Origin of the sequence: Streptomyces rubradiris, from assembly GCF_016860525.1 — a bacterium.
Taxonomy (GTDB): Bacteria; Actinomycetota; Actinomycetes; order Streptomycetales; family Streptomycetaceae; genus Streptomyces; species Streptomyces rubradiris.
Genome location: NZ_BNEA01000001.1, coordinates 834,063 through 860,729 on the forward strand (window position 1 = coordinate 834,063; position 26,667 = coordinate 860,729).

Consider the following 26,667-nt stretch of genomic DNA (forward strand, 5'->3'; position numbering starts at 1 on the left):
CGCCCGGATCGGAGCGCCCGGTGCCCGGTCCAGGCCGGGCCCGGCCGGCCCAGGTCGTCGCGCTGCGCTTGCCGCGGCCGTGGACGACCGTCCGGTGCATGCGGCCCGTCGCGCACACGGCCGGCCAACAGCGGCTCACGCACACGGCCTGCCTCCGGCGGCTGGTGCCCAACGAGTTCACGGCACGGCGGGAGGTCGCCCGGGCGGAGCCCCGGCCGGTCTTCCGGCAGTGGGCGTGCGGGCCCCGGCTGCCGCCCGGCCACGCCCAGAGCTGAATACCGACGTACCCGGGTGACGCGGAGATCCCCGGCGTACGAGGATGGGCCGCATGTCCGATACCCAGAACCCGCTGCCCCGTCAGGTCGCCGACGCCTATGTGGACGACCTCATCGCCCTCGACCCGGTCACCGGCACCTTCCTCGGTGTGCGGGAGAGTTCCAGCAGGCTGCCCGATTACTCGCCCGACGGCTGGGACGCGCAGGCGCGGCTGGCCCGGGACACGCTCGCGCGGCTGGACGAGGCGGAGCGGCGGCCCGGCGCCGGCGGTGACGTGGAGCGGCGCTGCGGGCGGCTGCTGCGGGAGCGGCTGACCGCCCAGCTCGCGATGCACGAGGCCGGCGAACACCTGCGTGAGGTCGGCAACATGCACACGCCCGGCCACGCGGTCCGGGAGGCCTTCACCATCACCCCGGTGGAGACGGAGGAGGACTGGGCGGCGATCGCCGAGCGGCTGCGCGCGGTGCCGGAGGCGTTCGCGGGCTACCGCGCCTCCCTCGAACTCGGCCTGGAGCGCAAGCTGTTCGCGGGGCCGCGGCCGACCGCCACGTTCATCGGCCAGCTGACCGAGTGGGCGGACACCGGCGAGGGGCGCGGCTGGTTCGAGGACTTCGCCGCCGCCGGTCCCGACGCCCTGCGCGCGGAGCTGGACGAGGCGGCGCGGGCGGCCACCGGTGCCGTGGTGGAACTGCGGGACTGGCTGCGCCGGGTGTACGCACCGGCCGTCGAGGGCGCCCCGAACGTGGTCGGCCGGGAGCGGTACGCGCGTTCGGCCCGCTACTTCAACGGCACCGACCTGGACCTGGACGAGGCGTACGCCTACGGCTGGGCGGAGTTCCACCGGATCCTCGGCGAGATGCGCGAGGAGGCGGAGAAGATCCTGCCCGGCGCCGAGACGCCGTGGGCGGCGCTCGCGCACCTGGACGAGCACGGGCGGCACATCGAGGGCGTGGACGAGGTCCGCGACTGGCTCCAGGGCCTGATGGACCGGGCGATCGCGGACTTGGACGGCACGCACTTCGAACTGGCCGAGCGGGTGCGCCGGGTGGAGTCGCGGATCGCGCCGCCCGGTGGCGCGGCGGCCCCCTACTACACGTCCCCGTCGGAGGACTTCTCCCGGCCCGGCCGCACCTGGCTGCCCACGATGGGCCTGACCCGCTTCCCGGTCTACGACCTGGTGTCGACCTGGTACCACGAGGGCGTACCCGGTCACCACCTCCAGCTCGCGCAGTGGGCGCACGTGGCGGACAGCCTCTCCCGCTACCAGGCGACGGTGGGCATGGTCAGCGCCAACGTCGAGGGCTGGGCGCTGTACGCGGAGCGGTTGATGGACGAACTGGGCTATCTCGGCGACCCGGAGGAGCGCCTCGGCTATCTGGACGCGCAGATGATGCGCGCGGTGCGGGTGATCATCGACATCGGCATGCACCTGGGGCTCCAGATCCCGGCCGACTCGCCGTTCCACCCAGGCGAGCGCTGGACCCCGGAACTGGCGCAGGAGTTCTTCGGGGCGCACAGCAGCCGCCCGGCGGACTTCGTGGAGAGCGAGCTGACCCGGTATCTGACCATGCCGGGCCAGGCGATCGGCTACAAGCTGGGCGAGCGGGCCTGGCTGCTGGGCCGGGAGCGGGCGCGCGCCCGGCACGGCGCCGCGTTCGACCTGAAGGCCTGGCACATGGCGGCGCTGTCCCAGGGTTCGCTCGGCCTGGACGACCTGGTGGACGAGCTGTCCCGGCTGTGACCGCCCCGGCCGGCACGGCGGCTCCGGGGGCTTACGTCAGCGCCGGAAGCCGCCCTCGGAGTTGACGACCTCGCCGGTGATCCAGCCCGCCTCGTCGGTGGCCAGCCAGGCGATGAGGCGGGCGGGGTCGTCGGGCGCGCCCCAGCGTCCGGCGGGGAACCGCGCGGCCACCGCCGCGTGCGCCTCGCCGGTGGCGTAACCGGTGTCGACCGGGCCGGGGTTGACGGCGTTCACCGTGATGCCCCGGTCGGCGAGCGCGGTGGCCAGCGAGCGGGTGACGGAGGCGAGGGCGCCCTTCTGCAGGGCGTAGGCGATCTCGCCCGGCATGCCGCCGCCGAGGTCCTGGCCGGAGGTCATCAGCACCACGCGCCCGCCGGGGGCGTCCTCGGATGAGGCGGCGCGCGAGCGGGCGTACGCCTGGACGAGCAGCAGCACCGAGCGGGTGTCCACGGCCCAGTGGGCGTCCAGCATCGCGGCGTCGATGTCGTCCAGGGTGCCGTCGGATCCGCTGAGGGCGTGGTTGGCGACGAGGATGTCCAGGCGGCCGAACTCCTCGGTCACGGTCCGCACCAGCCGGGCCGGTTCCGCCGGGTCGGCCAGGTCGCCGGGGCCGGAGGCGACCCGCGCCCGGGGGTCGGCGAGCGCCTCGCGCACGGAGTCGGCGACGGCGCCGGGGCTGTCGGCGCCCCAGGGCATGGCGGCGTCGTGCGGCACATGGTGGTGCAGGTACACGCTGGCTCCGTAGGCGGCCAGCCGCCGGGCCACGGCGTGCCCGATCCCGGCCCGCCGGGAGGCGCCGGTGACGAGCGCGGTCCGGCCGCGCAGGGGCAGGGGGTCGCGGCGCAGTTCGGCAGGAGTGATCACGGCCGTTCACCTTAGGGAGCGGACGCGGGGCGCGCGAGCGGATTTCGGGGGGTGGCGCCGGCCGCCGCGCCCGGCGCGGAACCGGCGATGTCGGTCGCTCTGTACCGGCTCCCGGCCGCCCCGCGGCGGAGGCGGAGGCGGTCGAGGCGACGAGGTCCGCCACGGTCTCCGCGCTCGGCCGGACGGCCGTCTCCCGGTGGCGCGGCCGGGCCGGAGGTGGCCCGCTGGTGCCACAGCACCGACGGGGAAAGGCGGGCCGGCATGCCGGAGAACGCGCCGGAGCACAGGGCGCTGCGGACACCGCGCGCCGCGGGCCTGGCCGGGATCGTCTTCGCGCTGCTCCTGGCGGCGGCGATGGTCCTGGTCAGGCTGGCCATTCCGGAGGGAGCCGGAGCGGTGTCCGCGCGGGGTTTCACGGACTCCGGGCGGCGCGACGCGCTGCGGGCGGCCCTCGCGCTGGTGCCGTTCGCCGGGATCTTCTTCCTGTGGTTCCTCGGCGCGATCCGCGGGCACGTCGGCGCGGCCGAGGACAAGTTCCTCGCCACCGTCTTCCTGGGCAGCGGGCTGGTCTTCACCGCCACGCTGTTCGGGGCCGCCGCGGCGGCGGGCGCCGTGCTGGCGGTGGCCCATCCGCCGGGTCTGCCGCCGCTGCCGGTGGCGTGGGACTTCGGCCGCCACCTCGCCTACACGCTGATGACCGGATACGCCATGCGGATGGCGGCCGTCTTCGTGTCGTCCCTGTCGGTCATGGGGTACCGGCTGGGCGTGCTGCCCCGCCCGCTGGCGATCGCGGGCTTCGTCACCGTACTGGTCCTGCTCTTCGTGTCGTCGAACGTGCCGTGGGCGGAGCTGGTCTTCCCGGCCTGGTCGCTGCTGACCGGCCTGCACATCCTCAGGGCGGGCCGGAAGAAGGGCACCGGGTAGGCCGCCGACGGTCACTCGATCGGCGTGCCCGGCGCGCGGGTCCCCCGTCCCCGCTCGCATGCTGGCGAGCGGGGGTGACCGCCGTCCGGAGCCCGCCCGCGCGAGCCGTGTGGCGCGTCCGGACCTCGCCGTGGGAAAGGGCGGAGCGTCGATGAGGCTTGTCGTCGATCTCAACAAGTGCCAGGGGTACGCCCAGTGCGCGTTCCTCGCGCCCGATGTCTTCGCCATGCACGGCGAGGAGTCGCTGCTGTACGACCCGCGCCCGGAGGAGGAGCAGCGGGAGCGGGTGGCGCGGGCCGTGGCCGCGTGCCCGGTGCGGGCGATCACCGCCGACGGCCTGGACCGCGCGGGCGCGTCCCAGGGGGCGTCCGATGCCCGCTGACCACATCGAACGGCTCCGGCGTGAGGGACGGATCGTGATCGTGGGCGCCTCGCTGGCGGGCCTGCGGGCGGCCGAGACGCTGCGCGCCGAGGGCTTCGCCGGTGATCTGACCCTGATCGGGGACGAGCCGCACGAGCCGTACGACCGGCCGCCGCTGTCGAAATCCGCGCTGCTGGGCGTGGCGTCCCCGCTGCGCACACAGCTGCCGCGCCGCCGGGAGATCGACGCGAAGTGGCGGCTGGGCGTGGCGGCGACGGGTCTGGATCTGGCGGCCAAGCGGGTCCGGCTGGCCGACGGGGACGAGGTGGAGTACGACCGGCTGCTCATCGCGACCGGGGTGCGTGCCCGGCCGTGGTTCAAGGAGGAGGAGGCCCGGCTGGACGGGGTGTGCGTGCTGCGCACCCGGGAGGACGCGGCCGACCTGGCCCGGCGGCTGCGGGCGGGGCCGCGGCGGGTGTTCGTCATCGGCGCCGGGTTCGCCGGTTCGGAGGTGGCCTCGGCCTGCCGGGAGATGGGTCTGCCGGTCAGCATGGCCGAGCGGGCGGGGGCGCCGCTGGTGGGCGCGCTCGGCGGGGTGGTCGGCTCGGTCGCGGCGGACCTCGCGACGGAGCACGGCGTGGACCTGCGCACCCATGTCACGGTGACCGCGCTGGAGGGGGACACGGTGGGCAGGGTGCGGGCCGTGCACCTGTCCGACGAGAGCGTGGTCGAGGCGGACGTGGTCGTGGTGTCGCTGGGGTCGTTGCGCAACACCGAGTGGCTGACCGGGTCGGGACTGGGCGCCGGGCCGCGGGGCGTCGCCTGTGACGCGGGCTGCCGGGCCTTCGACTTCCGGGGCATCGTCACGGACGACGTCTTCGTGGCGGGCGATGTGGCGCGCTCCCCGCACGCGCTGTTCGGCTACCAGTTCCTGTCGCTGGAGCACTGGGGCAACGCCGTCGCGCAGGCGGAGACGGCCGCGCACAACATGATCTGCGACGGCGCCGACCGGCGCCCGCACCTGTGGATGCCGGCGTTCTGGTCGTCGATGTTCGGGGTCAACATCAAGTCGGTCGGCGTGCCGCCCATGGGCGAACAGCTGATGATCACGCAGGGCTCGCTCGCCGAGCGCCGGTTCGTCGGGGTCTACGGCCACCAGGGCCGGATCGTGGCCGCCGTGACCTTCGACAACGCGCGCTGGTTGGAGTTCTACCAGCGGCAGATCGAGCGGGGCGCGCCGTTCCCGGTGGAGTTCCCGACGCTGGACCGCCGTCCGGAGGGCCGGCAGCCGGTGCCGGCCGGGTTCCCGGACCCGTCGCTGCCGACCCACGGTCCCATGGTGACCCTCAGCGGTTACTCGCCGGCCGACCAGCAGCTGGTCTTCCACCCCTCCCGGCACTGACCCGCCCACCCCGACGCTGTCAAGGAACCGCCATGCCGCACGCCTCGCTGGCCCGCCGGATCACCGATTTCGGCAACCGCGCCAACCCCTATCCGCTGTACGCGGAACTGCGTCGCACACCCGTCCTCCACGAGGAGGAGGACGGCCCGTACCTCATCAGCTCGTACTACGACATCGAGGCGCTGCTGCACGATCCGCGGATCAGCTCCGACGCCACCAACCTGGCCGCCGCCGGGGCGGACGGTCCGGGCGGGCCGGAGGAGACGGGCGGGCTGCCGCCGTCGTTCCTGCGACTGGACCCGCCCGAGCACGACCGGCTGCGCCGCATCGCCAACACCGGGTTCGGGCCGCCGCACCGGCCGCGGCGGATCGAGGGCATGCGCGGCGCGATGCGGGAGATCGTCACGGAACTGATCGACGGTTTCGGTGACGCCCGCCGGGTCGACCTGGTCGACCAGTTCGCCTACCCGTTCCCGGTGACGGTGATCTGCCGGCTGCTCGGGGTGCCCCGGGAGGACGAGCCGACCTTCCGCACCTGGGTGGACCCGCTGGTCGCGAGCCTGGACCCGGAGAAGCGGCCGGGCGGCGGCCAGGAGGCGGAGTACCGGCAGAGCGCGCAGGAGGCGCGGATGCGGCTCGGCATGTACCTGTCCGGGCTGGTCGAGGAGCGGGCCAGGGAACCCCGCGACGATCTGCTGTCCGACCTGGTCAACAGCCGCGGCCCGGACGGCGCGATGACGATGATGGAGGTGCTCAGCACCTCGGTGCTGCTGCTGATCGCCGGCCACGAGACGACGGTCAACCTGATCACCAACGGCATGCTGACCCTGCTGCGCCACCCGGAGGTCCTCGGGCGGCTGCGCGCGGACCCGGGGCTGTCGGTCCCCGTCGTGGAGGAACTGCTGCGCTACGAACCGCCGGTGCAGCTCGTGCCGCAGCGCACCTGCATCACCGACATCGAGGTGCGCGGGGTCACCATCCCGAAGGGCTCGCGGATCTGGCTGATGCTGGCCGCGGGCAACCGGGACCCGGAGCGGTTCGAGGACCCCGACCGGTTCGACCCGGACCGCCGGGACATCCGGCACCTGGGGTTCGGCAGCGGCATCCACAGCTGCTTCGGCGCCCCGCTGGCCCGTCTGGAGACCCAGATCGCGCTGTCCGAGCTGGCCCGGCGGCTGGAGAACCCCCGCCTGGTGGAGGACCCTCCGCCGTACCGGGAGAACGCCGTGCTGCGCGGGCCCCGCCATCTGGACGTCGCCTTCGACGGGCTGCGCTGAGCACCGGAGCCGGGCGTGTTCAGCAGCCGCAGTCGCCGTCGACGGGGGCGGTCAGCGGGTCGGCGTCCCGGCGGACCGGGCCCTGCCAGGTCTCGTAGGCGAAGCCCTCGCGCGCCCAGTACTCGAAGCCGCCGAGCATCTCCTTGACCCGGTAGCCGAGTTCGGCCAGGGCGAGCGCGGCGCGGGTGGCGCCGTTGCAGCCGGGGCCCCAGCAGTACGTGACCACGGGCACGGACTTGTCGAGGAGCCGTTCGGCCTGCTCGGGGACGAGCGCGGTCGGCAGGTGGACGGCGCCGGGGACGTGGCCCTGGTCCCAGGAGGCGGTGGAGCGGGTGTCCACGACGACGAATCCCGGATCGCCGCCGGCCGCGAGCGCGGTGGCCACGTCGGAGACGTCGGCGTGGAAGGCGAGGCTCGCCCGGAAGTAGGCGGCGGCCTCGGCGGGGGCGGCGGGGGCGACCCGCAGGACGGGGTTCTCGGAAGCGGTGTTGATCATGCGGGAAATCTACGGTCCACGGACCGCCGCCCTGAAGGGACGATCCACGGGCTTGCCCTTGTCCCGCCGGGGTTTTCCCTGCTATCCATCCGGGATGACCGTGTATTCCCCGGACGCCACCGACTGGCGCATCCTCGAAGTCCTCCAGCGCGAGGGACGCTCCAGCTACGCCGAGCTGGCGCGCGCCGTGTCCATGTCGCCGAGCGCCGTCACCGAACGGGTCCGGCGGCTGGAGGAGGCGGGCGTGATCCAGGGGTACGCGGCGGTGGTCGACCCCGAGCGGCTGGGCCTGCCGATCCTGGCGTTCGTGCGGCTGCGCTATCCGAACGGCAACTACAAGCCCTTCCACGACCTGGTCGCGGCGACACCCGAGATCCTGGAGGCGCACCACGTCACGGGCGACGACTGCTTCGTCATCAAGGTCGCCGCACGGTCGATGTCCCACCTGGAGGAGGTCTCCGGACGGATCGGCACGCTCGGCTCGGTGACCACCAGCGTGGTGTACTCCTCCCCCTTGCCGCGCCGCCCCCTGGGCCGCTAGCGGTGACCGGGGCGGTCGTTCCTCCCGCTGGGCTGCCGCGATGACGGGGAGAACCGAGGAGACAGCGGAGACAACGGCACGGCTGGTCACGGACGCGTGGCGGCGGATCGAGGCGTGGCTGGGCGAGCGCGCGCCCGTCTCCCACGCGGCTCTGGGGCCGGGCGCCGGCGCGGAGGAGATCGCGGCCGTGGAGGCGGCGCTGGGGTTCGCCGTCCCGGTGGAGCTGCGGACGCTGTGGGGGCTCGTCTCGGGCGGCAACGTCAACGGTGGCGGGTTCTGGCTCGGCAATCGCTCTCTGCTGCGTCTGGACGACGCCGTGGCGGTGTACCGGCGCATGATGGTGTTGCAGACACAGGCAGAACGGAGATACCCGACGCCCGGTGTCCCGGGTGAGGACGACATCGTCGTATGGCAGCGGCCGTGGATACCCGTCTTCTCCTCCGGCGAGTACGACACCGTCCTGGGCACGTATCTCGACAGCGGGTCGGGGCTGATGTGGCACTGGTCCAAGTACGCGTACGTCCTGCCGGACGGCACCGAGCCGCAGCACTCCGTGGTGACCTACCTCGAAGAGATCGCGGACAGCCTGGAGACCCCGGCGCTCGCCACCGAGGGGACGCCGGGTCTGCTGGACGGCCGGCTCGTGTGGCTGGACGAAACCCTGACCGAGGACGAGCGGCGCCGGTGGCACCCGGCGACATGAAACCGCTCGAACGATGCACACCGACCGGCCCCGGAGGGCGCGTTGAGGGACTTGGCCTATGTCACACCGGACATCCGGGACCGGCTGGTGCTCCGGTTCGGACCCGAGGTGCTCTCCTGGTGCGACGAACTGCCCGGACTCGTCGCCGAACTGGCCGCCCGCTGGGACCTGGACGTCCTGGCGGCGGGCGGGGGAGGCACTTCGCGGGTGTTCCGCTGCGCGCGGCGTGGGACCGGTGCCCCGGTATGGCTGAAGCTCACGCCGGACCACACGATCGCCCGCGAGGAGGCCGAGGCGTTGCGGGCCTGGGCGGCAACGCCGTCGGTCGTCACCCTGCTGGCGCAGGACCTCACCGTCGGGGCCCTGTTGCTCGACGACGTGGCGCCCGGCGTGCCCCTGAGGAGACTCACCTGGCAACTGTCGGACGCCGCCGCCCTGCTGACGGAGCTACGGTCCCCTGCTCACACACCAGGAGGGCACTCGGTACTGAAGCCTCTGTCGCACCGGATCGGCTTCCTGTTCGACCTGGCGGACAGCATGCTGACCGCAGCGGGCAAGAAGGGCCTCTTCGCTCCGGCGGCCCTGGCGCGGGCCCGGGAGACGGCGCTCGAACTGGCCTCCAGTGGGCCCACGCGTCTCGTGCACGGTGATCTGCACCCGGCCAACGTGCTGTCGGGTCCGCACGCCCGCATGGTGGCGATCGATCCCAGGCCCGCGTGGGGCGACCCCGACTTCGACGCCGTGGACTGGGTACTCGACGGCGTCCTGGGCCTCGACGTGCTGGAGGACAGGATCGGGGAACTGGCGGGCATGGTTCCCGGCCAGCATCCCGGTCGCGTGTCGGCATGGTGCCGGGCCCTGGCGCCCCTCATCGCGGCACCCCGCGTGTGCGGGGGCCGGTACGACGCGGAAACCGGGTTCCTCGTCGCCCTCGCCGACGGCTGACCCACCCGGCGGTGCCGCCGGCGCGGCCTGCCCGCGCCCACGGCCGGGCAGGCGCGGCGAGAGGGGCCGTTCCCACAGCAGCGAGAGGACGTCTCGTACCCACCCCCCGTCGTCCCGCACGGAAACCGACCGCACCCGTCCCCGCGGGTCCGGCCGGGGTGCGCGCCCCGGCCGACCCGGTCAGACGCCTCGTTGGCGCAGTGAAGAGCCCGAGCGGCCCTTCACGACCTCCAGTTGGGCGTGGATCCGCCGCCGCAGGTCGGCGACGTGGCTGACGATGCCCACGCTGCGGTCGCGTTCGCGCAGGCCGTCCAGGACGTCCAGCACCTCGTCCAGGGTCTGGTCGTCCAGGCTGCCGAACCCCTCGTCGATGAACAGGGTGTCCAGGCGGACGCCGCCGGCCTCCTCGGTGACGACGTCGGCGAGGCCGAGGGCGAGCGCGAGGGAGGCGAAGAAGGTCTCCCCGCCGGACAGGGTCGCGGTGTCGCGTTCCCGTCCGGTCCAGGCGTCGACCACGTGCAGGCCGAGCCCGCTGCGTCCGCGCCCGGTGCGGTCGTCGGAGTGGACGAGGGTGTACCGCCCGGACGACATGCGCTGGAGGCGGACTGTCGCGGCGGCGGCGACCTGCTCCAGCCGGGCCGCCAGGACGTACGACTCCAGGCGCATCCTGCGTTCGTTGTCGGCGGAGGTGCCCGCGGTGAGGGCGGCCAGCCGGGCCACCCGGTCGTGCTCGGCGCGCAGCGGGGCGAGCCGGCGTACCGCCTCCGTGGCGCGCGCGGACAGCCGGTCCAGCTCGGCGCGGCAGCGGGCGGCGGCGTCGCGCGTCGAGCCGGCCTCGCGCAGCCGCCGTTCCGCGGCGGCCACCGCCCGCTCGGCGCCGGCCAGGTCGGCGGGCGGTAGCTGGGCCGCCGCCGTGGTGCCGGGCTCGGCGAGGACCGCGCGGACCGCGGCCTCCTCCTGCTGCCAGGCGTCCAGGCGGTGCTGGAGTTCGCGGTGGGCGGCCGGGTCCAGCAGGGCCGCCGCGGCGGCAGCGGGCGTGTCGAAGCCGGCCCGGTAGGCGGCGTCGGCGAGGCGGGCGTCGGCGGCCTTCAGCCGCTGGGCGGCGTCCTCGGCGGCGCGGACGGCGTCGGCGGCCTCGGTGAGCCGGGCCGCGAGCCGCTCCAGCTGTGCCGCGCGCGCCGCCACACTGCCCAGGCCGCCCCGCGCCTGCTCCACCTCCGCTTCCAGCAGCGCCCGTTCGCGCTCCAGGGTCTCGCGGCGGGTGAGCCGGGAGGCGGCCCGTACGGCGGCCTGCTGGTGGTCGGCCAGCCGCTGCTCGCGCTCCTGCTCGGCGCGCCGCAGCTCCTGCTGGGCGGCGTGCAGGGCGGAGGCGTCGTGCCGGGCGCGGGCGTACTCCCGCTCCAGGTGGTCCGCCTCGGCGGCGAGGCGCGCGGTGGGGGTGTCGCCGGCCTCGGCGGTGGCGGCGGCCAGGGCCTCGCGGACCTCGCCGAGCCGCCGCTCGTCCGCGGTGTGCTGTTCCTCGGCCCGCCGGGAGGCGGCGAGGGCGCGGTCCTCGGTCTCGCGGTCGACGTGTCCGACGGCCTTGCGCGCGGGCGCGGGGTGTTCGGTGGCGCCGCAGACCGCGCAGGGCTCGCCGTCGGTGAGGTGGGCGGCCAGTTCGGCGGCGATGCCGGTCAGCCGCTGTTCCTTGAGGTCGAGCCAGTGCGCGCGGGCGTCCATGGCGCGCCGGCGGGACTCCTCCGAGCGCTGCCGGGCCTGTGCGAGGTCGACGGCGAGCCGGTCGCGGGTGCGGGCCGCGTCGAGCCGGCGTCGCATGGGCTCGCGCTGCACGGCGAGCTGTTCGGCGCGGGTGGCGGCCTCCTGAACGGAGTCGAGCCGGGCCTGGAGGGTGGCGCGGGTGGTGTCCCAGCCGTCGAGCCAGGCGTCGGTCTCGCGCAGGACGTCCTCGTCCGCGCGCTCCTGCCGGTCGAGTCCGGCGCGTTCCTCGGCGAGTTCGGCGAGCCGGCGTTCGGCGCGCCGGGCCGCGTCCAGCCCGCCGAGTTCCTCGGCGGCCCGGCGGGCGGCGGCGGCGAGCCCGCTCGCGTCGGCACCCACGTACGCGTCGGCACCCCCGTACGCGCCGGCGCGCCCATGGGCGTCCGCGCCTCCGTACCGACCGGCGTCCCCGCGCGCGCCGACGCCCCCATGCCCGTCGGCGCCCCCATGCCCGTCGGCATCCCCGTACGCGTCGGCACGCCCGTACCCGCGGACGCTCTCATACGCGTCGGCGCCTCCCGACACGTCGGCGAGCGCCCGGCGTGCGCGTGCCTCGGCTTCCGTCGCCTCGCGGTGTTCCCGGTCGGCCGCCTCGCGCAGTTCCAGCGCGGGCGCGACGGTCTCCGCCTTGCGGGCCCGCTCCATCCGCTCCTGGTCCTCGCGGTGGGCGCCGGCCCGTTCCGCGAGCCGTTCGGCGCGCTCCCTGGCCGCGGCGAACCTGCTTTGCAGCCGGGCGAGTTCACGGGCCTCGTCCAGGGCGTGCCGGGCCGCGGCGTGGGCGGACTCGGCGGCGGCGAGGCGGCAGCGGGCGATGTCGAAGCGTTCCCGGGCGGTGCTGCGGGCGACGGCGGCGGCCCCGAGGACCGCCTCGGCGAGCCCTGGGTCGCCGGGGTCCGGCTCGGGCAGCTCCATGGCGTCGCCGGCCTCCTGCTGCATGCGGTGGGCGTCGGCGAGCAGGGCCGTGTCGCCCTCGCGCACGCGTGCCTCGGTGGCGCGGCGGCGTTCGGCGAGGCGCTTCTCGACGTCGGCGAAGCGCTGGGTGTCGAAGAGCCGGCCGAGGAGCCTGCCCCGGGCCTCGGCGTCGGCGCGCAGGAAGCGGGCGAAGTCGCCCTGGGGCAACAGGACGACCTGGCAGAACTGCTCGCGGCTCATGCCGAGCAGCCGCTCCACCTCGGCGCCGGTCTCCTGGTGGGAGCGGCTGAGGTCCTTCCAGGAGCCGGCCCGGGCGTCGTACTCGCGCAGCCAGGTCTGGGCCTTGTCGACTGTGGTGCCCGGACGCCCGTTCTTCTTGGGCCGCTCCCACGGGGGCTGCCGGGTGATCTCCAGTCGGCGGCCGGCGACGGTGAGTTCGAGGCGGACCTCGGTGCGGGTGCCGGGCGGGGCGTGGTCGCTGCGCAGGTGCGTGCCCTGGCCGCTCTGCCGGGCGCCGGGGACCGAGCCGTAGAGGGCGTAGCACACGGCGTCCAGGACGGAGGTCTTGCCGGCGCCGGTCGGGCCGTGCAGGAGGAACAGTCCGGCGCCGGACAGCGCGTCGAAGTCGACGCTCTGGGTGGAGCCGAAGGGCCCGAAGGCGGTGATGTCGAGCCGGTGCAGCCTCACCGGGCCACCTCCCGCACGGTGTGGTCGGCGCGCACGGCGTCGAACGCCTCGCGCAGTACGGCGGTCTCGGCGGCGTCGGGTCCGGCGCCGCGCACGTGGGCGACGAAGTCCTGGGCGATCTGCTCGTCGCTGCGGCCCGCGAGCCGCCGGGCGTACGACACGCGGGAGTCGTCGGGGGTCCGTTCGGGGGCGAAGACCAGGCTGAGGGTGTGCGGGAAGCGTGCGGTGAGGCGGGCCATGGGCTCGGCGGGGCGGACCGGGTCGGTGAGGGTGGCCTCGACCCAGGCGTCCTCGTGGCGGGCCAGCGCCGGGTCGGCGAGGAGGTCGTCGAGGCGGCCGCGGATACGGGCGAGGGGGCGCGGCACCGGGCAGTCGACGCGTTCGGCGGTGACCGAGCCGTCCGCGTCCAGGTCGATCAGCCACATGCTCTTGCGGTGGCCGGCCTCGGAGAAGGAGTAGGCGAGCGGCGAGCCGGAGTAGCGCACGCGTTCGGTGATGGTCTGGCAGCCGTGCAGGTGGCCGAGCGCCACGTAGTCGGCCCCGTCGAAGATCCCGGCGGGTACGGCGGCGACCCCGCCGACGGTGATGTCCCGTTCGCTGTCGCTGGCCTGGCCGCCGGTGACGAAGGCGTGGGCGAGGACGACGGAACGGGTGCCCCGCGGGCGGGCGGCGAGGTCGGCGCGGACGCGGTCCATGGCGGCGCCGAGCACGGCCTCGTGACCGGCCTTGCCGACGCCGAACTCGTCCTTGACCAGGGCGGGTTCGAGGTACGGCAGGCCGTAGAAGGCGACATCGCCGTGGGCGTCCCGGAGGATCACGGGGGTGCCGGCGGCGGACGGCTCGGTGCGCAGGTGGATGCCGGCGCGGTCGATGAGCCCGGCGCCGACGCCGAGGCGGCGGGCCGAGTCGTGGTTGCCGGAGATCATCACCGTGGGCACGCCGAGGTCCGCGAGCCGGTGCAGGGCGGTGTCGAACAGCTCCACGGCGGCGAGCGGGGGCACCGCGCGGTCGTACACGTCGCCCGACACGACCACCGCGTCCACCTCGCGCTCACGCACGGTGGTGACGAGGTGACCGATGAACCCGGCCTGCGCCTGAAGCAGGTTCACCCGGTGGAAGGCCCGGCCGAGGTGCCAGTCGGACGTGTGCAGGATCCTCATGAGCCCCGAGACTAACGGCCGGGTCCGACATCACGGCCGGTCGCTCCGGCACCGGCCGCCATCCCCCGCCACCCGAGCGCGCGTTATGCCCGTTTCACCCCAATTATCGGGCGTCTCCGTAGGCTTCGCCGCCCAGTTCGAAGCCGGCCGTGCCCGCCGTCACATCGGCGAGCCAGGCGCGGAAGGCGTCCACGTCGGCGTCCGGCAGCCCGATCTCGATGGTGACGGCCTCGCCGTAGCGGACGTCGCGCACCTCGCGTCCGGTGGCGCGCAGGTCGTTCTGCACCTTGCCCGCGCGCTGGTGGTCGACGGTCACCGTGGCCAGCCGGAAGCGGCGCCGGGTGATCGTGCCCAGGGCGTCCAGGGCCTCGCCGACCGAGCCGCCGTAGGCGCGGATCAGCCCGCCCGCGCCGAGCTTGACACCGCCGTAGTAGCGGGTGACCACGGCGACGACGTACCGCATGTCGCGGCGCAGCAGCATCTGGAGCATGGGCACGCCGGCGGTGCCGCCTGGTTCGCCGTCGTCGCTGGCCTTCTGCACGGAGGCGTCGGCGCCGATGACGTAGGCCCAGCAGTTGTGGGTGGCGTCGGCGTGCTCCTTGCGCACGGCGGCGATGAAGTCCTGGGCCTCCTGCTCGGTGGCGGCCGGGGCGAGGGCGCACAGGAAGCGGGAGCGGTTGATCTCGGTCTCGTGCACGCCCGCGCGGGCGACTGTGCGGTACTCGTCCTGCATCCGGCCAGCCTAGTCCGTGGCCGGACGGCAGCTTCCCGGGCGCCCGCCCCGCGGGACCGTGAAGGAGGTGAGCGGGGCGGTGCCCGGGGCGAGGGCCCGCCAGGTGGTGCCGTGCCAGGTGAGGGCGGCGACCGCGGAGGTCCGGAACCCGGCCCGAACCCGCTCCGGCGGGACGTCGAGCCCGTCGGCGGCCGGCACCGCCACCAGCTCCACCAGGCCGGGGTCGTGCCCGATCAGCAGCAGGGTCCGCACCTCGGCCGGCGCCTCGCGCACCACCTCCAGCACCTGCGGTACGCCCGCCGCGTACAGCCGCCGGTCGTAGCGCACGGGCGGCGGCTCGGCCCACTCGGCGGAGACCAGCTCCCAGGTACGGCGGGCCCGTACGGCGGGGGAGCACAGGGCGAGGCCGGGCCGCAAACCGGCGGCGGCGAGGGCGCGCCCGGCGGCCGGGGCGTCCCGCAGCCCGCGGGGCGCGAGCGGCCGCAGCCGGTCCCCTACGCCCTCGGGTCAGGCGGACTCGGCGTGCCGCAGCACCCGCAGCCGCAGCAGCGGGCCGGTGCCCGCCGGTCCCTTCACCCGGGGCTCCCGAGGTCGCGCACGAGATCCAGGGCGAGCAGGCGGTCGGCGTAGGCGTAGGTCTCGAAGCGGGCGCCGTCGGGGATGCCGGGCGCGCCCTCCACCTCCCGCAGGACGCCGAGCACGGCAGGCAGGTCGAGGTCGTCCTCCCAGGCGGCGCGCAACCGGTCGCGCACCTCGCCGGGGACGGGCCGCGAGGGCCGCCGGGCCCAGCCGGCCACGGCCCGCCGCCACCGGGCGAGGCCGCGCGCGGCCTCCGCCAGCGTGGCGGGGTCCAGACGCGCGGGTTCGCCGCGCGGTACGGCGAGCAGGGCGAGGCGCAGGGCGGAGGGGTCGGACAGCAGCGCCGTGAGCACGGCCGGGCCGCCCCCCGCGGGCTGCCCGCCGGCCTCCGGCACCCACTCCACCCCGGCCACCGCCACCACCGGCCCCTCCCCCACCGCCGCCGCGGAGTCCCGCCGGACCACGTGGAGGGCCTGGGCCTCGCCGAGGCCGGAGGCGAGGTCGCGGCTGAACTCGAAGGGGCGGATGGCCAGGCGGGTGCTGGCCGTGCGCAGTTCCGGCTGGTCGTGGGGGGCGGTGAGGCCCGTCCAGACCGGGGTACCGCCCAGTTCCAGGGCGCGGACGAGCAGGTCGGCGGTGAGCAGGACCCGCAGGGCCGTCGGGTCCGCACCGAAGGCGTGGGCCTCGATGCGGGTCAGGCCGCGGCGGGCGGGCGCGGCGGGGACGGGCTCACCGGTTCGGGCGTCGAGGATGCGCAGCACGGGGCGAGCGTAGGGCGGGCCGGCGGCCGTATGCAGCAGCTTGCGCCGTTTCCGGACAGCGTGCCGGGTACGACGGGAATCCCGGCGCGCCGGAGTGACGTTTCCCCGAGACAGTTCCCGCAGCCCGAGGAGGCGGCCGATGTACGGCGACGACGCGACGATCCGCAGGATTCTGACCGAGCTGGGCGACACCTGGGCGGTGGTCGGCCTGTCCGCGAACGAGCGCCGGGCCGCGTACGGCGTGTCCCGGGAACTCCAGCGGTTCGGCAAGCGGATCGTGCCGGTGCACCCCAAGGCCGAGACGGTGCACGGGGAGCGGGGTTACGCCTCCCTCTCGGACATCCCCTTCGACGTGGATGTGGTCGACGTCTTCGTGAACAGCGCGCTGGCCGGCCCGGTCGCCGACGAGGCCGTGGCGAAGGGCGCGCGGGCGGTGTGGTTCCAGCTGGGCGTCGTCGACCCGGCCGCCTACGAACGCACCCGGGCGGCGGGCCTGGAGATGGTCATGGACCGCTGCCCGGCCATCGAGATCCCGCGGCTGGGCTAGCCCCTTCCGCCCACGGTCCGCGGCCGGAGAAGCGTCCCGCTCGGTGGCCCGTCAGGCGGTGGTCCGCCGTCTTCAGGGCCTCCTCGACCAGGCGCCGCAGGTGTCCGTGGCGCAGGGAGTAGATCACTCGGCGGCCCTCCTTGCGGGTGTCCACCAGACCGGCGAGCCGCAGCCGGGCCAGGTGCTGGCTGACGGCCGGGCGGGCGGCGCCGCACGCCTCGGTGAGCGTGGTGACGTCGGCCTCGCCCGCCGTCAGGGCGTACAGCAGGGCGAGGCGGGTGCGGTCGCCGAGCAGGGCCAGGAGGTCGGCGGCGACGGCGAAGCGCTCCTCTTCGGTTTCCTCACCCGCGCTGTGCTCGTGCGCATCGTGCGCAGGTGATAGGTGCATGCGTGCGCTCATACGCACGTAATGGCCGCGCGTCCACTCCCGTCCACCGGAAGGGGACCGACGTGAGCGACCGGCACCATCGCGACCACGGCCGCCAACACCCGCACCTCGGACACACATCGCCCCACGGACATGACCACGGCCACGGGCACGGGCGCCTCCACCGTGGCCCGCTCCGCCGCTTCGGCCATCTGCTCGCCCCGCATTCGCACGAGACGGCCGACAAGCTGGATCCGGCGCTGGCGATCACGGCGGCGATCGTGCTGGTGCTGCGGGACGCGGCGCGGGAGGTGTTCCGGCGGGTGCTGGACGCCGTCGACCCGGCGCTGGTGGACCGGGCCGAGCGGGCGGTGCGCGCGGTCGAGGGGGTGCGCGGGGTGGGCGAACTGCGGCCGCGCTGGATCGGGCACCGGCTGCGGGCCGAACTCGCGGTGGTGGTGGACCCCGAGGCCACGCTACGACAGGCACACGCGATCGCCGTCGAGGCCGAACACGCCCTGCTGCACGCCGTGCCGAACCTGACGGCGGCCTTGGTCCATGCCGACCCGGCGCCCGCCCCGGGCGAGACGGACCCCCATCTGGCGCTGGCCCACCACCTCACGGGGTGACCGGCGGCAAGGCCCGTGGCGCACGGCGGCTCACACCACCCCGAGCCCCTCCAGCACGGTGGCGCCGGGGAGTTCGGCGAGGGCCTTGCCGGGGATCAGGAGCTTGCCGCGCCGGCGTCCGCTGCCGATCACGACGTAGGGCAGGTCGACCACGGCCGAGTCCACCAACACCGGCCAGTCGGCGGGCAGTCCGAGCGGGGTGATACCGCCGTACTCCATGCCGGTCTCGCCGGTCGCCGTCTCCATCGGGGCGAACGACGCCTTGCGGGCCCCCAGTTGACGGCGGACGACACCGTTGACGTCGGCCCGGGCGGTGGACGGCACCACACAGGCGGCCAGCCGGGTCTCACCGGCCCGCTTGCCCGCGACCACCACGCAGTTCGCCGACCGCTCCAGCAGGTCCCGGCCGTAGTGCTCCACGAACGTGGCGGTGTCGGCCCAGCGCGGGTCGGTGTCGACGTAGAGGATCTGGTCGGCCGGGACCGTGCCCTGCCAGGCGCGTACGGCGTCGGCGACGGGGGCGGTCAGCTCGTCGAGGCAGTCCGGGGCGGGGGTGGCGGTGGTGAAGTCTCCGATGGGCGCGCGCATGAACGCACGCTAACAAGACCGGCCGCACCGCCGTACCGGCGTCTTACGGAACGGACGGGCCCGGGGCGCGGACGGGCGTACGGCGTGGACGGGCGGGCGTACGCCGACAGGCGGGCGTACGGCACGGACAGGTCTACGGCACGGAGGGGGTCGCCGCAGGAGCGGTCCTCGGCGCGCGGGCGGGCGCGCTCACGGCACGGGTGGTCTCGGTGCGCGGGCGGGCGCGCTCACGGCACGGGTGGTACGGACACGGCCATCACCATCTCCACGGGCAGCTCGCCCTGGTTGCCGTACCAGTGCGGGACGTCGGCCTCGAAGGAGGCGCTGGCGCCGGTCGGCACGCGGTACTCCGTGCCGTCCACGGCGAGCGTCAGCTCGCCCGCGGTGACATGGACCAGCTCGACCGTGCCGCCGCGGTGCGGCTCGGAAGGGCTGATGTCCCCCGGCATCAGCCGCCAGTCCCACATCTCCAGCGGTCCGGGAGCCTCGGTGCCGGCGAGCAGCCGGTTGTAGCTGCCGGCCTTGGTGTGCCAGAGCCGTACGGCCCGTTCGGCGGGGACGATCCGCACCTTCGGGCCCCGCTCGTAGTCGAGCAGCGCGGTGATGCTGACGCCGAGCGCGTCGCCGATCTTGACGACCGTGCCGATGCTCGGGTTGGTGCGGGCCTGCTCGATCTGGATGAGCATGCCGCGGCTGACGCCGGCCCGGGCGGCGAGCACGTCCAGCGTGAAGCCGCGCACCGCGCGCCAGTGCTTGACGTTGCGCGCCAGGGTCTGGGTCAGGAGTTCTAGGTCCGACACATGGGGTCCAATATCGAGGGAGTTCAATATTTTAGTAGTGGAGTGCAATCTGGTGAACTACGGTGAGGTGCACCCGACCGTTCACCGAACTGTACTGCGAGGCAGGCCATGACAGCACTCTTCGCCCTGCTCACCAGCCTTCTGTGGGGGTTGGCCGACTTCGGCGGCGGACTGCTGACCCGGCGCACCCCGGCGCTGACGGTGGTGGTCGTCTCCCAGGGCATCGCGGCGGTCGTGCTCGGCGCCATCGTGCTGGCCACCGGCGGCTGGAGCGAGGCCGGACCCCGGCTCTGGTTCGCGTTCGCGGCCGGCCTGGTGGGGCCGGTGGCCCTGCTCTGCTTCTACCAGGCCCTCGCGCTCGGCCCGATGGGCGTGGTCTCGCCGCTGGCCACCCTCAGCGTCGCCGTGCCCGTCGGTGTCGGACTCGTGCTCGGCGAGCGGCCGGGGCTGTTCCAGGCCGTCGGCAGCGCCGTCGCCGTCACCGGGGTCGTCCTCGCGGGCGGGCCGCAGCTGCGGGGCACGGCCGTGCAGCGGCGCACGATCCTGATGACACTGGTCGCGGCGATCGGCTTCGGCACGGTGTTCGCGCTGATCGCGGAGGCGTCCACCACGGTGACCGGGCTGTTCCTCGCGCTGTTCGTACAGCGGGTGACGGACGTGGTGGTGGGCGGGGCCGCGCTCGTCGTCTCGGTGCGGCGCGGCGGGGCCGCCGTACCGGAGGGCGGGTTCCGGTGGGGTTCGCTGCCCGCGCTGGCGTTCGTCGGGCTCGCCGACGTCGCCGCCAACGGCACTTACGCGATGGCCACCCGGAGCGGCCCGGTCACCGTCGCGGCCGTGCTCGCCTCCCTGTACCCGGTGGTGACCGCCCTGGCCGCACTCGGCTTCCTCAAGGAGCGGCTGCGCGGCATCCAGACGGCGGGCGCGGGCCTGGCCCTGCTGGGCACACTGCTGCTGGCTACGGGCTGAGCCGCCGAAGGCGGCGGTCACGCGGGGGGCCGGTGCCGTCGGCGGGGAGGTCGGACGGGTGGCTCGTGGTCCAGCGGTGGTGGGCAGGAGGGCGAGGATGCCGGCGGTCAGGAGGGGGCACCGGGCGCGGCGGCGGTCTTCGTACGGCGGCTGTAGCGGTCGACGAGCCGGTCCGGGCGCCGGTTTCCGGCACCGGTTCGCGGCCGGGAGGTCGCCGTCAGCCGTCGGGGTCCAGCGCGGCCAGCCGGGCCACCGCCTCCTCGTCCAGGTCGGCCAGCGCGCGCAGCTGGCCCGGTGTGATGTCGTCCGGTATCGGCACCGGCGCGGGCGTGCGCAGCGGCGGCTGCCAGCCGGTGTCGGGCGTCCAGCGCCGTACGACCTTGGCGGGCGCCCCGGCCACCACCGCGTGGTCCGGCACCGTGCCCCGGACCACCGCGCCGGCCGCCACGACCACGTTCCGGCCGATCCGCGCCCCCGGCAGGATCACCGCGCCGGTGCCGATCCAGCAGCCCGGCCCGATCTCGACCGGCTCCATGCGCGGCCACTGCTTGCCGATGGGCTGGTGCGGGTCGTCGTAGGAGTGGTTGGTGGAGGTGACGTAGACGTACGGGCCGAAGTAGCAGTCGCTGCCGATGGTGACCGTGGTGTCCGCGATGACGTGGCTGCCGCGGCCGAGGACCACGCCGTCGCCGATGCGCAGGATCGGGTCCGGGCCGAGGTCCAGGTCGGGCATCAGGCCCGCGGTGAGGGTCACCTGCTCCCCGATGATGCAGTACGACCCGAGCCGGATCCACGGTTCGCCGAAGATCGTGCCGAGCGGGAAGGCCAGCCGGGTGTGCTCGCCGATGGCGCCGAAGCGGAAACGGCCGGGGTGCTCGGCCGTCACCGAGCCCGTGCGCCGCACCCACGCCCAGCCCGCGTGGACGGCGCGCTGGGCCAGGCGCTGACGCCAGGATGAGAACGTGTTCTTGCGCTGCGGCACGCGCTCACGTTACTCACCGGTTGTCCCCGGCGAGAGGCCGGGCCGCTGTGATCTTTGCCCCACCCGGTGTCGTACGGTTCGGGCACGGCACGCACACAAGGAGACAGTGATGACGCGGAAGGCGCTGATCATGGGCATCGGGGGCAAGGAACCCCAGGTCGATCCGGAGGCGTTCGTGGCACCCACGGCGTCCGTGGTCGGGGACGTCACACTGCACGAGGGGGCCAGTGTCTGGTACGGGGCCGTCGTGCGCGGGGACATAGAGAAGATCACCGTGGGGGCGCGGGCCAATGTGCAGGACAACGTCACCCTGCACGCCGACCCCGGGTTCCCGGTGCGCATCGGGGAGCGGGTGTCCATCGGGCACAACGCGGTGGTGCACGGGGCGACCGTGGAGGAGGACTGCCTGATCGGGATGGGCGCGACCGTGCTGAACGGGGCGGTGATCGGGGCGGGCTCGCTGGTGGCCGCCCAGGCACTGGTGCCGCAGGGGATGGTGGTGCCGCCCGGGTCGCTGGTGGCGGGCGTACCGGCGAAGGTGCGGCGGACCCTGACGGAGGAGGAGCGGGAGGGCGTGGTCCTCAACGGCACGCTGTACGCCGATCTGGCGAAGGCGCATCGCGAGGTGCACGAGTAAGAAGGGGTGTACGGGGGGACGAGCCGGGGTGGGCGAGCAAGGGGTGCTTCCGCCCGGCGCCGCCGCCGGTTCACTCCCCGGCGTTCACGGGCTCCGCTTCCGCTTGTCGCTGCTCCGTCTGCGACTGGGCCTTCTTCGCCTTGCGCTTGAGGATCAGCATGGAGCCGAGTCCGATGAGGACGGCCACGCCCAGGCCGACGTAGGAGAAGCGCTTCAGCCAGTCCTCGGCGACGATGCCGACGTAGTAGATGACGGCCGTGGTCCCCCCGGCCCAGCAGATGCCGCCGAGGACGTTGGCGATCAGGAACTTCCAGTACGGCATGTGCAGGACGCCCGCGAGGGGACCGGCGAAGATGCGCAGCAGGGCGACGAAGCGGCCGAAGAAGACCGCCCACATGCCCCACTTCTCGAAGGACCGCTCGGCGGTGGCCACATGGCCCGCGCTGAAGTGGCGTGGGAACTTCTTGGCGAGCCAGGCCAGCAGCGGGCGTCCGCCCTTGCGGCCGATGGCGTAGCCGATCGAGTCGCCGATCACCGCTCCGGCGGTCGCGCAGGCGCCGAGGATGACCGGATTGACGCCGGTGTGCTGCGACGACATCAGGGCCGCCGAGACCAGGACGATCTCGCCCGGCAACGGGATGCCCAGGCTCTCGAATCCGATCACCAGGGCCACCACGGCGTAGACGGCGGCGGCAGGCACCGAGTCGAGCCATTCCTGGACGTGCACCGCCGGTTCCTCCCCTGTCGCTGACCTTGTTGTCCTGCGTGTCCGGGCCCCGGCATGCAAAGCGCGGCCCAAGGGAAGGCTACCTGGTCGGCGCCGAACGGCCGCCTGCCCGCCCGCCCGGCGGCACCGTTCCGCCCGCACGCCTTACGTTTCCGGACATCCCCGTGTCACGCGGGAGGGGAAGGCTCCACGCGGTTTCGCCCGGCCCGCTCCCCCAGGCCCGCAGGGGCCCGCCGCGGAAGGACGACGTCCCGTGTCCCCAGCTCCGACCCCGCCCCCGTCGACGTCCACGCCCATGTCCACGTCTACATCGTCCGCATCCACCTCCACCGCCTCCACCTCGCGCTCGCTGCCGCGTCCGGGCGCGGAGACCGCCGGCGTCGATCCGGAGCGTGCGGCTCCGGCGCGGTCGGTGGCGTCGCGCGGGCCGGCCCGGTCGCTGCGGCTGGTGCTGTGCCTGGTTCCGGTGCTGTTCGCCGTCGGCTGGGCGGCGGCGAACCGGCCCGTCGTGTGCGAGGGGTTCCGGCGGCTGGTCGCGGCCGATCCGGGGTGGCTGGCGGCGGGGGCCGGGTTCACCTGTCTGACCTGGGTGGCCGCCTCCTGCGTCCGGCAGGGTGCGCTGCCCGACCCGGTACCGCCCCGGCTGCTGCTGGCCTCGCAGTTCGCCGCCGGCGCCGCCAACCATGTGCTGCCCGGCGGGCTCGGCGCGCACGCCGTCACCCTGCGGTTCCTGCGCGGGCAGGGCGTACCGCTGGAGCGGGCGACCGCGTCGATCGGCTTGTACTCGCTCGTCAAGTCCGTCGCGAAGACGCTGGTGCTGGTGGTGTTCCTGGCGGCCTCACCGGCCCGGCGGCGCCTCGGGGAACTGATACCGGACGGGCGGCTGCTGGTAGCCCTCGCGGCGGGCGTGGGCGGGGCGGTCACGGTGGCCGGGGTGCTGCTGGCTGTCGTGCGGCCGCTGCGGCGGCCGGTGACCGGGCTGCTGCGCACCGCCGTGTCCGACGCCCGCGCGGTGCATGCCCGGCCGTGCCGGGTGCTGGCGCTGTGGGGCGGGGCCGTGGCGATGCCGCTGGTGCAGGCCGGCGCGCTGGCCTGCGTGGCGGCTTCGCTGGGGCTGGGGCTGCCCTGGGAGCAGGTGGTGCTGGCCCATCTGGCGGCGGGCACGGCCGTCGGAGCGGTGCCCGCGCCGGGCGGCCTCGCGGTCGACGCGGCGCTGGTGTGGACGCTGGTCGCCTTCGGCTCCTCGCCCGCACCGGCGACCGCGACCGTCATCGGCTACCGGGTCCTGACCGACTGGGCACCGCTGCTGCCGGGCGCGTTGGTGCTGTCGGGGCTGATCCGCCGGAATGTGGTGTGAGCGCAGCTTTCAGGTGTTCATGGCGCTGACTCGGTCACTGGGCGAAACGCTCCGCAGGACGCGAACCTGCTCACCCCGTTCCGCCCCAGCCTGGAGCGCGCCCTCGGCCCCCCGCCTCGATCACCAGGCCGTCACCTGGCTGCTCGAACGCTACGGACCACCGGCCGCCCTGCGGAAAGCCGACCGCCGCAGACTCGTCGGTCTCATCCACCCCAACAAGGCCACTGCACCCGGCCGCGCCCGTGCCGGGAGCACGCCTGTCACGACCGCCGCCGGACGAAGGCCGGGGCCCTCGTAACCGCCAGGCCCGGCCCACACCGGGCAGCGGCCCGCCCGGGCGCGGATGCAGCACCACACGCCACCCGGGGCGCGAACCGACCACCCGATGCCAGCCCCCGCCGGCCGACCGACGGGCTACCCGCTCTCCGGCACGCACACAACGGCTCGAATTGGTTTAGCGTTCAACTTAAATTGAGAGGCATGCTGACCACCAGGTCGGCGACCACCAGGTCACCGACCCAACACCCCAATCCATCACGGGAGATGACTTGTTCGCTGTCGACCACCCCGACGTGGAAAAGATCAACGCCGAGCGGCGAGCCACAGCACACGACGACCTCTCCCGCTGGCTCGCCGGCGACCACACCAGCAACAACCGCCGGCGCTGAGCGCGCGCCCGCCCGTCACGGACCTGGTCGCGGGTCAGACCTCGATCGAGGGCGAGGTCCTGCTCCCGGCCGACATCGTCCACGGCCATGGCGGACGCGCGGCGATCGGACGCGGCGCGGGCACCACGACCGGCGCGACGGCCGCGGCCTGGTGGGTCGACGCCGAGGACGTGAAGGCCGCGAAGGACGCCGGCCCGGTTGTCGCGCTGTGGACAGGGGCGGTCAGGACGCGCGCAGGGGGACGGAGGGAAGGGCCTTCAACTCGCCGCCGCTCCCCGTCCGAGTCCCGGGGACGGGGACGAGGACGAATTGCTGGCGCGGGCTGTCCATACAGGGATGCTGAGCGACCTCGGCGACGTCGTTCCGGTCGATCTCCCGCCCGACGGTGACACAGGCATCGCCCCGTGCGGTCCGCATGCTGTACGCCGGTCTCCCGGCGTGAGAGGCGAGGCGGACTGGTTCGAGCTTCACGTACTGGCGGGGATCGTCGTCCCGGCACGGGCGGGGAAGCCAGAGGGAGCCGGTCACGGAAGAGGCGAATGCGGCACACCACGGACCCGCCCCCCGGATCGTGTTCGCCGGCCGCGCCCGGTAGAGGTCGGCGCTGACGCGCTCCACGGCGAACACCTGGTCCCGCGAGCCGGTACATGTCCATTCGACCACCATGGCGAGGGAGTCACTGCCCTCACCGGTACCGTCCAAACAGCGGTCCGGGTAGCTGTGGACGGGATGTATGCGGTATTCGCCCGCGGCCACAGGGCCACCCTGGGCCGAGGCCGACGGCGCCTGAAGCCGACTGTCGCCGCTGTTCGGTGTTCCCCGGACGGTCCACGCGGCGGTGACCGCCAGCAGTACGCCGCCCGCGGCAACGAGTGCCAGGAGCATCGCGCGATACCGCAGCCGACGCGGCCGGGAGGCGCCCGGATGCGGGTCCGGGGGCCCGGCCGGAGGGGAGGCGGCGGTGCTTCCCTCGCCGGCCGCGGCGAGCCTCCTGCGTGCCGCCGTCCAGACGGCCACTTCCCGGTCGGTACAGCCGCAAGCCCGCAGAAAGACCCTCAGGTGCTCCTCATGCGGAAGCGTCGCCCGCTGCAGGACGTCCGCCAATGTGCTGCGGGGCAGGACATCGCCCGATGCCGCCGCATTCATCTCCAGCTGCCTATAAGTCACGTTCGCGCGTTCTTTACGCGCGCGCAGGAGTGCGACGAATTCCACAGCATTACCGGCGGTCGCCGGATCGGGAAATACGCGTTTGCTTCCCACCGTCACGCCCCTTTCGGGGGCCGTCAACGCAGCCCTGGCCTTTGCCGTCGAGAACCGGGGCACAGCCTGACCTCCCTCCCGGCGAGGAGACAAGGCCCCTTTCCTGCCAGCCTGGCGCCATCCTGCCCGGGTCGTTGTCCGGATGACGCCCGGACAAGGCTGCGACCAGGCCGGACAGTGTCCGCTCATCCGGGACGGCCGTCCGCCGTTGCCCGGATACCGTCGTCTCCCCCAGGCTGTGAGCGATTCCGGCGGGCGCCTTCCACCGGGAACGTCCCGCAACGCCGTCCGCACAGCGAAAGGATTCCTATGAAAGGCAAGATTGCCAGCCTGGCCGGTGCCGTGGCCGTCGGCGCCTTGATGATGGCCTCGGGTACCGCGCACGCAGCCGCGCAGAATTTCGACATCTACACCACGGACGCGAATCGGGGGGGCAACGCCTGGGGCACCCTGGTCACTGGCGCGGCATGGAATGAATGTTCCTACGCCAAGCTCAAGGACGACGCCAACAACGCTCTGTCGGACAACGCCGCGGACGGGCGTGCGGCCGTCGCCTGGCTGGTGTACACCCGCTGCAGCGACGGAGTGACGGAGAAGACGCTGCTCGGTCGGGCCGGCGGGTCGGGCACCGTGGTTCCGCTGAGCACCGCACCGGAGTACGACGTCAGGAACGCCAAGGTCATGGTGTGCCTGACCGACGCCCTCTACTGCCGCTCCAGCCGCTGATCCCGTCCGTGGGGCGCTCCCGGCCGGGCCGTACCGAGGCATCGGCACGGCCCGGCCATCCCTCGGACGACCCGTCGCCTGTCCCGGGCATCCCCGACGACCCCGTCGGTGAATCGTCTGGGGCACACGTCACGCCGGCCTGCGCGTCCCTGTGCGGTCGCGGGGGCCGGTGCCATGCGCGGAGGGGGTGCTCGCTCAACGCCGTGGGGTCGCCGGCCGTCCTTACTGCCTGACGGTCAGCGCTCTCGCAGTGCTGCTGTCCGCCCCCTCTGACCGTGCCGCCGCCGTGGTGTTCG

At 74.3% G+C, this 26,667-nt stretch carries 25 protein-coding genes and 4 pseudogenes; 16 read left to right on the plus strand and 13 right to left on the minus strand.

From position 1 onward, the window contains the following. Positions 1–98 precede the first annotated feature (98 nt). Entirely contained in the window at positions 99–275 is a 177-nt protein-coding gene (locus Srubr_RS03910) for a hypothetical protein (protein ID WP_373313623.1), read from the plus strand. A gap of 53 nt (positions 276–328) precedes the next feature. After that, positions 329–2,017, plus strand: coding sequence for a DUF885 domain-containing protein (locus Srubr_RS03915; protein ID WP_189998504.1), 1,689 nt, complete (start codon positions 329–331; stop codon positions 2,015–2,017). A 36-nt stretch (positions 2,018–2,053) separates the two neighbouring features. Here the strand turns inward: Srubr_RS03915 and Srubr_RS03920 are convergent, their stop codons facing one another. Further along, positions 2,054–2,881: an SDR family oxidoreductase gene (locus Srubr_RS03920; RefSeq protein ID WP_189998505.1), complete on the minus strand. Its 828-nt coding sequence runs from the start codon at positions 2,879–2,881 to the stop codon at positions 2,054–2,056. Between the two features lie 261 nt (positions 2,882–3,142). Between Srubr_RS03920 and Srubr_RS03925 the strand changes: the two genes are divergently transcribed. The 4 genes from Srubr_RS03925 to Srubr_RS03940 all read left to right on the plus strand — a co-directional run bounded on the left by Srubr_RS03925 (position 3,143) and on the right by Srubr_RS03940 (position 6,845). Then, on the plus strand, positions 3,143–3,805 hold the full coding sequence (locus Srubr_RS03925) for a hypothetical protein (protein ID WP_189998506.1): 663 nt from the start codon (positions 3,143–3,145) through the stop codon (positions 3,803–3,805). Between the two features lie 151 nt (positions 3,806–3,956). After that, on the plus strand, positions 3,957–4,187 hold the full coding sequence (locus Srubr_RS03930) for a ferredoxin (RefSeq protein ID WP_189998508.1): 231 nt from the start codon (positions 3,957–3,959) through the stop codon (positions 4,185–4,187). Continuing rightward, positions 4,177–5,568: an NAD(P)/FAD-dependent oxidoreductase gene (locus Srubr_RS03935; RefSeq protein WP_189998509.1), complete on the plus strand. Its 1,392-nt coding sequence runs from the start codon at positions 4,177–4,179 to the stop codon at positions 5,566–5,568. Before Srubr_RS03930 ends, Srubr_RS03935 begins: the two co-directional genes overlap by 11 nt. Positions 5,569–5,600: 32 nt before the next feature. Beyond that, positions 5,601–6,845, plus strand: coding sequence for a cytochrome P450 (locus Srubr_RS03940; protein WP_189998511.1), 1,245 nt, complete (start codon positions 5,601–5,603; stop codon positions 6,843–6,845). Positions 6,846–6,864: 19 nt separating this feature from the next. On the opposite strand, the gene Srubr_RS03945 is transcribed toward Srubr_RS03940, so the two are convergent. Continuing rightward, positions 6,865–7,341 carry a rhodanese-like domain-containing protein gene (locus tag Srubr_RS03945; protein ID WP_189998513.1) on the minus strand — a complete coding sequence of 159 codons (477 nt, stop codon included), beginning with the start codon at positions 7,339–7,341 and terminating at the stop codon, positions 6,865–6,867. 94 nt (positions 7,342–7,435) lie between these two features. Here Srubr_RS03945 and Srubr_RS03950 point away from each other — a divergent pair, with 94 nt between their 5' ends. Genes Srubr_RS03950 through Srubr_RS03960 form a run of 3 tightly spaced genes read left to right on the plus strand, consistent with a single transcriptional unit; the run spans position 7,436 to position 9,530 of the window. Beyond that, complete coding sequence (locus Srubr_RS03950) at positions 7,436–7,882, plus strand: Lrp/AsnC family transcriptional regulator (protein ID WP_189998515.1); 447 nt, start codon at positions 7,436–7,438, stop codon at positions 7,880–7,882. A 40-nt stretch (positions 7,883–7,922) separates the two neighbouring features. Next, positions 7,923–8,585 (plus strand): SMI1/KNR4 family protein, encoded by a 663-nt coding sequence (locus Srubr_RS03955; protein WP_189998516.1) that lies wholly within the window; start codon positions 7,923–7,925, stop codon positions 8,583–8,585. 42 nt (positions 8,586–8,627) lie between these two features. Then, on the plus strand, positions 8,628–9,530 hold the full coding sequence (locus Srubr_RS03960; RefSeq protein ID WP_189998518.1) for an aminoglycoside phosphotransferase family protein: 903 nt from the start codon (positions 8,628–8,630) through the stop codon (positions 9,528–9,530). 180 nt (positions 9,531–9,710) lie between these two features. Here the strand turns inward: Srubr_RS03960 and Srubr_RS03965 are convergent, their stop codons facing one another. The 5 genes and pseudogenes from Srubr_RS03965 to Srubr_RS03985 all read right to left on the minus strand — a co-directional run bounded on the left by Srubr_RS03965 (position 9,711) and on the right by Srubr_RS03985 (position 16,117). Then, complete coding sequence (locus Srubr_RS03965; RefSeq protein WP_189998520.1) at positions 9,711–12,884, minus strand: AAA family ATPase; 3,174 nt, start codon at positions 12,882–12,884, stop codon at positions 9,711–9,713. Then, positions 12,881–14,044, minus strand: coding sequence for an exonuclease SbcCD subunit D (locus Srubr_RS03970; protein WP_189998523.1), 1,164 nt, complete (start codon positions 14,042–14,044; stop codon positions 12,881–12,883). The genes Srubr_RS03965 and Srubr_RS03970 overlap by 4 nt, the downstream gene beginning before the upstream one ends. Positions 14,045–14,147: 103 nt before the next feature. Next, on the minus strand, positions 14,148–14,777 hold the full coding sequence (locus tag Srubr_RS03975) for a YigZ family protein (RefSeq protein ID WP_189998525.1): 630 nt from the start codon (positions 14,775–14,777) through the stop codon (positions 14,148–14,150). Positions 14,778–14,786: 9 nt separating this feature from the next. Beyond that, positions 14,787–15,353: pseudogene (locus Srubr_RS03980) on the minus strand (SixA phosphatase family protein). Next, entirely contained in the window at positions 15,350–16,117 is a 768-nt protein-coding gene (locus Srubr_RS03985; RefSeq protein ID WP_189998527.1) for a hypothetical protein, read from the minus strand. Before Srubr_RS03985 ends, Srubr_RS03980 begins: the two are co-directional and overlap by 4 nt. 139 nt (positions 16,118–16,256) lie before the next feature. On the opposite strand from Srubr_RS03985, the gene Srubr_RS03990 reads away from it, so the two are divergent. Continuing rightward, positions 16,257–16,664 (plus strand): CoA-binding protein, encoded by a 408-nt coding sequence (locus Srubr_RS03990; RefSeq protein ID WP_189998529.1) that lies wholly within the window; start codon positions 16,257–16,259, stop codon positions 16,662–16,664. Positions 16,665–16,713: 49 nt separating this feature from the next. On the opposite strand, the pseudogene Srubr_RS03995 reads toward Srubr_RS03990, so the two are convergent. Continuing rightward, positions 16,714–17,064: pseudogene (locus tag Srubr_RS03995) on the minus strand (ArsR/SmtB family transcription factor); the annotation flags it as partial. A gap of 227 nt (positions 17,065–17,291) precedes the next feature. Between Srubr_RS03995 and Srubr_RS04000 the strand changes: the two are divergent. Beyond that, positions 17,292–17,660 (plus strand): annotated as a pseudogene (locus Srubr_RS04000) (cation transporter dimerization domain-containing protein); the annotation flags it as partial. Positions 17,661–17,690: 30 nt separating this feature from the next. Here the strand turns inward: Srubr_RS04000 and Srubr_RS04005 are convergent. Together Srubr_RS04005 and Srubr_RS04010 are read right to left on the minus strand one after the other, a co-directional pair. Further along, entirely contained in the window at positions 17,691–18,248 is a 558-nt protein-coding gene (locus Srubr_RS04005; protein ID WP_189998535.1) for a YbaK/EbsC family protein, read from the minus strand. Between the two features lie 227 nt (positions 18,249–18,475). Next, positions 18,476–19,048: a helix-turn-helix domain-containing protein gene (locus Srubr_RS04010; RefSeq protein WP_189998537.1), complete on the minus strand. Its 573-nt coding sequence runs from the start codon at positions 19,046–19,048 to the stop codon at positions 18,476–18,478. Between the two features lie 108 nt (positions 19,049–19,156). Here Srubr_RS04010 and Srubr_RS04015 point away from each other — a divergent pair, with 108 nt between their 5' ends. Next, complete coding sequence (locus Srubr_RS04015; protein WP_189998539.1) at positions 19,157–20,014, plus strand: EamA family transporter; 858 nt, start codon at positions 19,157–19,159, stop codon at positions 20,012–20,014. Between the two features lie 217 nt (positions 20,015–20,231). Here Srubr_RS04015 and Srubr_RS04020 read toward each other — a convergent pair whose 3' ends face one another. Next, positions 20,232–20,996 (minus strand): acyltransferase, encoded by a 765-nt coding sequence (locus tag Srubr_RS04020; protein WP_189998541.1) that lies wholly within the window; start codon positions 20,994–20,996, stop codon positions 20,232–20,234. A 109-nt stretch (positions 20,997–21,105) separates the two neighbouring features. Between Srubr_RS04020 and Srubr_RS04025 the strand changes: the two genes are divergently transcribed. Next, positions 21,106–21,633, plus strand: a complete 528-nt coding sequence (locus Srubr_RS04025; RefSeq protein ID WP_189998543.1) for a gamma carbonic anhydrase family protein — start codon at positions 21,106–21,108, stop codon at positions 21,631–21,633. Positions 21,634–21,703: 70 nt separating this feature from the next. On the opposite strand, the gene Srubr_RS04030 is transcribed toward Srubr_RS04025, so the two are convergent. Then, complete coding sequence (locus tag Srubr_RS04030) at positions 21,704–22,360, minus strand: DedA family protein (RefSeq protein ID WP_189998545.1); 657 nt, start codon at positions 22,358–22,360, stop codon at positions 21,704–21,706. 295 nt (positions 22,361–22,655) lie between these two features. On the opposite strand from Srubr_RS04030, the gene Srubr_RS04035 reads away from it, so the two are divergent. Both Srubr_RS04035 and Srubr_RS04040 read left to right on the plus strand, forming a co-directional pair. Then, complete coding sequence (locus Srubr_RS04035; protein WP_189998548.1) at positions 22,656–23,717, plus strand: lysylphosphatidylglycerol synthase transmembrane domain-containing protein; 1,062 nt, start codon at positions 22,656–22,658, stop codon at positions 23,715–23,717. Between the two features lie 66 nt (positions 23,718–23,783). Beyond that, a pseudogene (locus tag Srubr_RS04040) lies at positions 23,784–23,931 on the plus strand (IS110 family transposase); the annotation flags it as partial. A gap of 676 nt (positions 23,932–24,607) precedes the next feature. On the opposite strand, the gene Srubr_RS04050 reads toward Srubr_RS04040, so the two are convergent. Continuing rightward, entirely contained in the window at positions 24,608–25,645 is a 1,038-nt protein-coding gene (locus Srubr_RS04050; protein ID WP_189998549.1) for an XRE family transcriptional regulator, read from the minus strand. A 309-nt stretch (positions 25,646–25,954) separates the two neighbouring features. Here Srubr_RS04050 and Srubr_RS04055 point away from each other — a divergent pair, with 309 nt between their 5' ends. Further along, positions 25,955–26,371 carry a transporter family protein gene (locus tag Srubr_RS04055; protein ID WP_189998551.1) on the plus strand — a complete coding sequence of 139 codons (417 nt, stop codon included), beginning with the start codon at positions 25,955–25,957 and terminating at the stop codon, positions 26,369–26,371. Positions 26,372–26,667: the final 296 nt, after the last annotated feature.

Coding starts and splice junctions, on each gene's coding strand:
- Srubr_RS03910 (WP_373313623.1), top strand. CDS start 99: ATGCGGCCCGTCGCGCACACGGCCGGCCAACAGCGGCTCACGCACACG.
- Srubr_RS03915 (WP_189998504.1), top strand. CDS start 329: ATGTCCGATACCCAGAACCCGCTGCCCCGTCAGGTCGCCGACGCCTAT.
- Srubr_RS03925 (WP_189998506.1), top strand. CDS start 3,143: ATGCCGGAGAACGCGCCGGAGCACAGGGCGCTGCGGACACCGCGCGCC.
- Srubr_RS03930 (WP_189998508.1), top strand. CDS start 3,957: ATGAGGCTTGTCGTCGATCTCAACAAGTGCCAGGGGTACGCCCAGTGC.
- Srubr_RS03935 (WP_189998509.1), top strand. CDS start 4,177: ATGCCCGCTGACCACATCGAACGGCTCCGGCGTGAGGGACGGATCGTG.
- Srubr_RS03940 (WP_189998511.1), top strand. CDS start 5,601: ATGCCGCACGCCTCGCTGGCCCGCCGGATCACCGATTTCGGCAACCGC.
- Srubr_RS03945 (WP_189998513.1), bottom strand. CDS start 7,341: ATGATCAACACCGCTTCCGAGAACCCCGTCCTGCGGGTCGCCCCCGCC.
- Srubr_RS03950 (WP_189998515.1), top strand. CDS start 7,436: ATGACCGTGTATTCCCCGGACGCCACCGACTGGCGCATCCTCGAAGTC.
- Srubr_RS03955 (WP_189998516.1), top strand. CDS start 7,923: ATGACGGGGAGAACCGAGGAGACAGCGGAGACAACGGCACGGCTGGTC.
- Srubr_RS03970 (WP_189998523.1), bottom strand. CDS start 14,044: ATGAGGATCCTGCACACGTCCGACTGGCACCTCGGCCGGGCCTTCCAC.
- Srubr_RS03975 (WP_189998525.1), bottom strand. CDS start 14,777: ATGCAGGACGAGTACCGCACAGTCGCCCGCGCGGGCGTGCACGAGACC.
- Srubr_RS03990 (WP_189998529.1), top strand. CDS start 16,257: ATGTACGGCGACGACGCGACGATCCGCAGGATTCTGACCGAGCTGGGC.
- Srubr_RS04005 (WP_189998535.1), bottom strand. CDS start 18,248: ATGCGCGCGCCCATCGGAGACTTCACCACCGCCACCCCCGCCCCGGAC.
- Srubr_RS04015 (WP_189998539.1), top strand. CDS start 19,157: ATGACAGCACTCTTCGCCCTGCTCACCAGCCTTCTGTGGGGGTTGGCC.
- Srubr_RS04025 (WP_189998543.1), top strand. CDS start 21,106: ATGACGCGGAAGGCGCTGATCATGGGCATCGGGGGCAAGGAACCCCAG.
- Srubr_RS04035 (WP_189998548.1), top strand. CDS start 22,656: ATGTCCACGTCTACATCGTCCGCATCCACCTCCACCGCCTCCACCTCG.
- Srubr_RS04055 (WP_189998551.1), top strand. CDS start 25,955: ATGAAAGGCAAGATTGCCAGCCTGGCCGGTGCCGTGGCCGTCGGCGCC.